General features: G+C 71.4%; 4 protein-coding genes and 2 pseudogenes. 5 read left to right on the forward strand and 1 reads right to left on the reverse strand.

Features of this window, described 5'->3' with window-relative positions; all coding sequences use genetic code 11:
• Window positions 1–260: pseudogene (locus tag ABD378_RS40590) on the reverse strand (hypothetical protein); the annotation flags it as partial.
• A 140-nt stretch (window positions 261–400) separates the two neighbouring features.
• Between ABD378_RS40590 and mtnA the strand changes: the two are divergent.
• From mtnA to ABD378_RS40615, 5 genes and pseudogenes are all read left to right on the forward strand, one after another.
• Window positions 401–1,594 (forward strand): S-methyl-5-thioribose-1-phosphate isomerase, encoded by a 1,194-nt coding sequence (mtnA, locus tag ABD378_RS40595; RefSeq protein WP_344529878.1) that lies wholly within the window; start codon window positions 401–403, stop codon window positions 1,592–1,594.
• Window positions 1,595–1,598: 4 nt separating this feature from the next.
• Window positions 1,599–2,288 carry a two-component system response regulator MtrA gene (mtrA, locus tag ABD378_RS40600; RefSeq protein ID WP_344529880.1) on the forward strand — a complete coding sequence of 230 codons (690 nt, stop codon included), beginning with the start codon at window positions 1,599–1,601 and terminating at the stop codon, window positions 2,286–2,288.
• 1 nt (window position 2,289) lies between these two features.
• Complete coding sequence (gene mtrB / locus ABD378_RS40605) at window positions 2,290–4,467, forward strand: MtrAB system histidine kinase MtrB (protein WP_344529882.1); 2,178 nt, start codon at window positions 2,290–2,292, stop codon at window positions 4,465–4,467.
• On the forward strand, window positions 4,457–6,340 hold the full coding sequence (locus tag ABD378_RS40610; protein ID WP_386544869.1) for an LpqB family beta-propeller domain-containing protein: 1,884 nt from the start codon (window positions 4,457–4,459) through the stop codon (window positions 6,338–6,340). Before mtrB ends, ABD378_RS40610 begins: the two co-directional genes overlap by 11 nt.
• Before the next feature lie 84 nt (window positions 6,341–6,424).
• Window positions 6,425–6,672, forward strand: a pseudogene (locus tag ABD378_RS40615) (ComF family protein); the annotation flags it as partial.

Raw genomic sequence — 6,672 nt, forward strand, 5'->3', positions numbered from 1 at the left:
GGTCCACCAGGGCCGGAGCCACCGGGGCGTCCGCCGCCCCAGCCACCACTGCCGCCGCCGGGCGGAGGGGGCGGCGGAGGCGGGGTCTGGCCGGATGCCGGCGGGCTGGGGGCGGACCACTGGGCGGGCGGCGGCTGCTCCTTGGACCACTTCGAGGGCGGACCCTGGTCCGCGGGCTCGGCGGGTTCGCGCTTGCCGGAGTCCTGTCCGTCGTCGGAGGGGGCAGATCCGGGCGAAGCCCAGCCCGGAGTGTCGTTCATCGTCGCTCCTTCACGGTGCCCGTCCGCGGTCGCGGCGGCCGGTTGGCAGCCATCGTGCCATGGCACGCCCTTGCGGTGACCGGGCAGCGTATGGGCTGCACACCTTCAATTGTCCGTGAGGTACGGGGCAGACTGGGCGGATGGCTGATCAGTACGCGCAATCCGGCGAGGACAAACGGCCGACCGAGACCTCGATGAGCTCAGCGAACCCAGTGGACGCGAAGACCGCGGCGATCCCGGCGATCCGCTGGGCCGAGCCGCCGGAGGGCCCCGTACCAGTCCTCCTCGACCAGACCAGGCTGCCCGGCGAGGAGACCGAGCTGGTGTGCACGGACGCGCCCGCCCTGGTGCAGGCGATCCGCACGCTGGCCGTCCGAGGGGCGCCGCTGCTCGGCATCGCCGGCGCGTACGGCGTCGCGCTGGCCGCCGTACGCGGCTTCGACGTGGACGAGGCGGCGGGCGCCCTTGCCGGGGCCCGCCCCACCGCTGTCAACCTCGGCTATGGCGTACGCAGGGCCCTGACGGCCTACCGGTCGGCGGTCGCGGGCGGGGCCGATCAGGAGCGGGCGGGCGCCGCGGCGCTGGCTGCCGCGCGGGCGCTGCACCGGGAGGACGCCGAGGCAAGCGCGAGGATGGCGGTGCACGGTCTGGCGCTGCTCGACGAGATGCTGCCGGGCGGCGGTCACCGGATCCTCACCCACTGCAACACGGGGGCGCTGGTCTCCGGCGGAGAGGGCACGGCGTTCGCTGTGGCCCTTGCCGCACACCGGAAGGGGCACCTGCGCAGGCTCTGGGTGGACGAGACGCGCCCCTTGCTGCAGGGTTCGAGGCTGACCGCGTATGAGGCGGCGCGGGCCGGAATGGCGTACACCTTGCTTACGGACAACGCGGCGGGGTCGCTGTTCGCGGCGGGTGAGGTGGATGCCGTACTGATCGGCGCCGACCGCATCGCGGCCGACGGTTCGGTGGCCAACAAGGTGGGGAGCTATCCGCTCGCTGTCCTTGCCCGCTACCACCACGTTCCGTTCATCGTGGTGGCTCCGGTCACGACCGTGGACCCGGACACCCCGGACGGAGCGTCCATCGAGGTGGAGCAGCGGGCGAGTCATGAAGTGACGGAGGTCACGGCACCCTATGTGCCGATGGCCGGGCTGGAAACGGGAGGCGGGATCGCGGTGGCACCTCTGGGGACTCAGGCGTACAACCCCGCGTTCGATGTGACACCGCCGGACTTGGTGACGGCGATCGTCACCGAGGAGGGCGTCGTGTCGCCCGTGACAGCAGGGGGCCTGGGCGAGCTGTGTGCCAGGTCACGCCAGGTAACGATGAGCTAATGGGATGATGTCAGGCATGAAGGGACGAGTCCTTGTCGTCGACGACGACACCGCACTGGCCGAGATGCTCGGGATTGTGCTGCGTGGTGAAGGTTTTGAGCCGTCGTTCGTAGCTGATGGCGACAAGGCGCTGGCCGCTTTCAGGGAGGCAAAGCCGGATCTTGTACTGCTGGATTTGATGTTGCCGGGCCGTGATGGCATCGAGGTGTGCCGCCTGATCAGGGCGGAGTCCGGGGTGCCGATCGTCATGCTCACGGCCAAGAGCGACACCGTGGACGTGGTGGTCGGGCTCGAGTCCGGCGCCGATGACTACATCGTGAAGCCCTTCAAGCCGAAGGAGCTCGTGGCCCGCATCAGGGCGCGGCTGCGGAGGTCCGAGGAGCCCGCGCCGGAGCAGCTGACCATCGGTGACCTGATCATCGACGTGGCGGGGCACTCCGTGAAGCGGGAGGGGCAGTCGATCGCGCTGACCCCGCTGGAGTTCGACTTGCTGGTCGCGCTGGCCCGCAAGCCGTGGCAGGTGTTCACGCGTGAGGTGCTGCTCGAGCAGGTCTGGGGCTACCGCCACGCGGCCGACACCCGTCTGGTGAATGTGCACGTCCAGCGGCTGCGCTCGAAGGTCGAGCGGGACCCGGAGCGGCCGGAGATCGTGGTGACCGTCCGTGGTGTCGGTTACAAGGCCGGACCGAGCTGACGTGTCCCGGGACAGTTCCCCCGTACCGCCCGGGGCACCGGGTGGCCGCTCGGGGCGGACTGGAGGGGCGCTGACCGGAGGGGCCCGGAGCTCAGGACCGGGGCGGCGCGGCTCTACGTTCGCACGGCTCCTCGACGGCGGTCTGCTGTTGCAGGACGGGGTGCAGGGCAGCCCCGTCCTGAGGCTCTTCGTGCGCTGGGTGCGGCGTCCGTTGCTGCCCGCCGTGCGGCTGTGGCGGCGCAACATCCAGCTGAAGGTCGTCGTGACGACGCTGCTCATGTCGCTCGGTGTCGTGCTGATGCTGGGCTTCGCCGTCATGAGTTCCGTGAACAACGGCCTGCTCAAGGCCAAGGTGAAGGCCTCGCAGAGCCAGGCCGACGGTGGATTCCGGGCCGCTCAGGACGAGGCGAACTCCGCCCGGCCGCGCTCAGGCCAGGACAGCGGCGGCTCGCCCGACGGCGGGGCCACGCCGCCCACCGCCGTGTGGATGTCCGACCTGGTGGAGCAGCTCTCCAGCGGCGGCCAGAGCGCGTTCAACGTGGTGACGCTGAGCCCGACGTCCACGCCGGGCAACGCCAGCGTGCGCGGGCCGCGTGCCTCCGGGGGCGTGGACCCGATCCAGAGCGTGCCCGAGTCGCTGCGCGACAGCGTCGACAAGGGCTCCAGGGCATATCAGAGCAATACGCGCATCGTCTTCAACGACGGCCGTGAAGCCCAGCCCGGCCTCGTCATCGGCAAGCGTCTGAACGACCTGAACGGCAAGCCCTACCAGCTGTACTACCTCTTCCCGCTGACGCAGGAGGAGGAGTCGCTCGGCGTCGTCAGGACGACGCTCGCCACCGCGGGTCTGTTCGTCGTGGTGCTGCTCGGTGCCATCGCCTGGCTGGTGGTGCGCCAGGTCGTGACGCCGGTGCGGATGGCCGCGGGCATCGCGGAGCGGCTGTCCGCCGGGCGCCTTCAGGAACGTATGAAGGTCACCGGAGAGGACGACATCGCGCGGCTCGGTGAGGCCTTCAACAAGATGGCGCAGAACCTCCAGCTGAAGATCCAGCAGCTGGAGGAGCTCTCGCGGATGCAGCGGCGGTTCGTCTCGGACGTGTCGCATGAGCTGCGTACGCCGCTGACGACCGTGCGGATGGCGGCCGACGTCATCCACGACGCGCGCGTGGACTTCGATCCGGTGACCGCGCGGTCGGCCGAGCTGCTCGCCGATCAGCTGGACCGGTTCGAGACGCTGCTCGCGGATCTGCTCGAGATCAGCCGGTTCGACGCGGGCGCGGCGGCCTTGGAGGCCGAGCCGATAGACCTGCGTGAGGTCGTACGACGGGTCGTGGGCGGCGCGGAGCCGCTTGCGGAGCGCAAGGGGACGCACATACGGATCGTCGGGGACCAGCAGCCCGTGGTCGCCGAGGCAGACGCGCGCCGTGTGGAGCGTGTCCTTCGCAACCTCGTGGTCAACGCCGTGGAGCACGGCGAGGGGCAGGACGTCGTGGTGCGGCTCGCGGTGGCGGGCGGCGCGGTCGCGGTCGCGGTGCGGGACTACGGAGTGGGGCTCAAGCCCGGCGAGGCGACCCGGGTGTTCAGCCGCTTCTGGCGGGCCGACCCGGCACGCGCGCGTACCACCGGTGGTACGGGCCTTGGGCTCTCCATCGCTCTTGAAGACGCACGGTTGCACGGCGGCTGGCTGCAGGCGTGGGGCGAGCCTGGCGGCGGTTCGCAGTTCCGTCTGACGCTGCCGCGCACGGCGGACGAGGCGCTGCGTGGCTCGCCGATACCGCTGGAGCCCGATGATTCGCGGCGCCACCGTGGTCTGAACGACGCGGGGCTCCCGCTCGGCGGCGCGAACAAGCTCGCCACGGTGCCGGCGCAGCCGTCGGGGGCGGAGCGGGTGCCGCCGCCGGTTCCGGCGAGGGCGCCGACAGCGCCGCGCCTCGTACCGCCCGGCGCGACGGTGGACCCGACGGCGTTGCCGGGAAGCGGTGCGCGTGTCGTGCCGCGGCGGCCGCTGGACGACGACACGCCGCGGAACGAGGAGGCCGGTGGCCCCGCGTCCGAGGCGGCCCGGAGCGCCGGTGAACCGGCGACGGAAGCGGGGCACGCGAGCGTGACGGAAGCGGATCACGCGAGCGAGACGGAAACGGATCCCGCCAGGGAAGGGGAGGCCTCTCGTGGGCGCTGACCACGATCGCCGCGCGCACCGGCGTCCACCGCGGGTCCGTCCACTGCGGGCCGGTCTGCTGTTCGGCTCCTGCGGGGTGCTGCTCGCGGGCTGCGCCTCGATGCCCGACAGCGGCAACCTGAAGGCGGTCGACGCCTCCCAGCGCCCTGACTCGCAGTCGCAGGTCCGGGTCTACGCGATGCCGCCGGGTGAGGACGCGGCGCCCGTGGAGATAGTCCAGGGCTTCCTAGAGGCGCTGACCAGCGACGACCCGGAATTCGCGATGGCGCGCAAGTACCTGACCAAGGAAGCGTCCAAGAGCTGGAACCCGGATCTGCGGACCACGGTGCTGGAGAACGGGCCGAGCACGGGTTCGGGCAGTGTCGGGGACGGCGGTGTCGGCAACCGCGGTGAGGCCGGCCGTGTCTTCCCGCTGACCGGGCGCACGGTCGCGACGGTCGACAAGGAGCACGCGTACCAGCTCGACAACGCCCCGTACAGCCAGATGGTCCACCTCACCCAGCAGGACGGGCCGAGTGGCAAGGAGTGGCGGATCGACCAGGTGCCCCAGGGCGTCGTGCTCGGGCAGTCCGACTTCCAGCGCATCTACTGGTCCGTCAACAAGTACTACTTCGCGACGCGTTCGTCCGGTGCGACCGGTGGCGGCCAGGAAGGACTCGTCGCCGACCCCGTCTACATACGTCAGCGAATAGACCCCGTGACGGAGACCGTCAAGGCGCTGCTCGACGGCCCCACCACCTGGCTCAAGCAGGTCGTGGGCACGCGCTTCCCGACGGGTACGCGGCTCAAGGAGGACACCAGGACGCTGGCGCCCGACGACCAGGGCAAGCTGACGGTGCCGCTGAACGGGAAGGCCGATCCCATAGGCCAGGAGCGGTGCACCGAGATGGCCGCTCAACTGCTGTTCACGCTCCAGGACCTGACGTCGTCCGGCGTCGAGGAGGTGGAGCTGCAGCGCCGCAACGGCTCGCAGCTGTGTGTCCTGAGCAAGGACCGGGCCGAGTCCGTCGCCTCGCGCAGGACCGCGGACCACCCCGACTTCCAGTACCTCGTCGACGACAAGCGGCGCCTTGTGCGGATGCCGGCCAGCGCCCGGGCCAAGGCCGATCCGGTGCCCGTGCAGGGGCAGTTGGGCAGTGGTGAGCAGCCGTTGCGTTCGGCCGCCGTGTCGCGGGACGAGGAGCGGGCGGCCGGGGTGTCGCTCGACGGGCGCTCGCTGTACATGGGGTCGCTGGTCTCCGAGGGTCCGCTCGGCAAGCCGGAGGTGCGCAGCAAGGCCAAGTCGGAGAAGGACGGTCTCTCCACGCCCAGTTGGGACGGCCGTGGCGACCTCTGGGTGGCTGACCGCGACCCGAAGCGGCCGCGGCTGCTCTGGCTGGCTCAGGGCGCGGGAGAACCGGTGCCGGTCAAGATCTCAGGCCTCGACGGACGGATCGAGGCGGTGCGGGTGTCGGCCGACGGCGTACGGATCGCGCTTCTGGTGAAGAAGGACGGCAAGAGGTCCCTGCGGATCGGCCGTGTCGAACGGACGGGCGCCAAGGGCGAGCAGCCGGCCATCTCGGTGGACGGACTGCGCCAGGCGGCACCGCAGATGGAGGAGGTCACCGCCATGTCGTGGGCGGGCGGCAGCCGCCTCGTGGTGGTCGGGCGCGAGTCCGGCGGTGTGCAGCAGATGCGGTACGTCCAGTGCGACGGCTCGGTGCCCGCCGCCGCGCCGCTGCCCGGCCTCACCGGCGTGAAGGAGATCGCCGCGTCCGAGGACGAGCGGCAGCCGCTGGTGGCGCACTCGGACGACGGGATCGTACGGCTGCCGACGGGTGCGCAGTGGCAGACGGTGGTCAAGGAGGGGACGGCGCCGGTCTATCCCGGGTAACGCCTCTTCCGCGCCGTGGAGTTGTCCACAGGCGGTTGTCCACAGGGGTGGCAGTGCCGCTCGCGCCTTGGCACAGTGGTGGGCATGCCGGGGTGGTGGCAGGACCTCACCGATCTGGTGCTGCCGACCGAGTGCGGAGGTTGTGGCAGGCCTCGCGCGGCGCTCTGCGCGGAGTGCCGCGACGCCCTGTGCGGGGCCGCGCCGTGCCGGGTGAGTCCCGGTTCCCGGCCGTCCGGGCTGCCGGTGGTGCACGCGGCGGCTCCCTACGAGGATGCGGTGCGGGCGATGCTGCTCGCGCACAAGGAGCGGGGCGCTCTGGGGCTCGTGGGGCC

The sequence above is a fragment of the Streptomyces rectiviolaceus genome (assembly GCF_039533825.1).
GTDB classification, from domain to species: Bacteria; Actinomycetota; Actinomycetes; order Streptomycetales; family Streptomycetaceae; genus Streptomyces; species Streptomyces rectiviolaceus.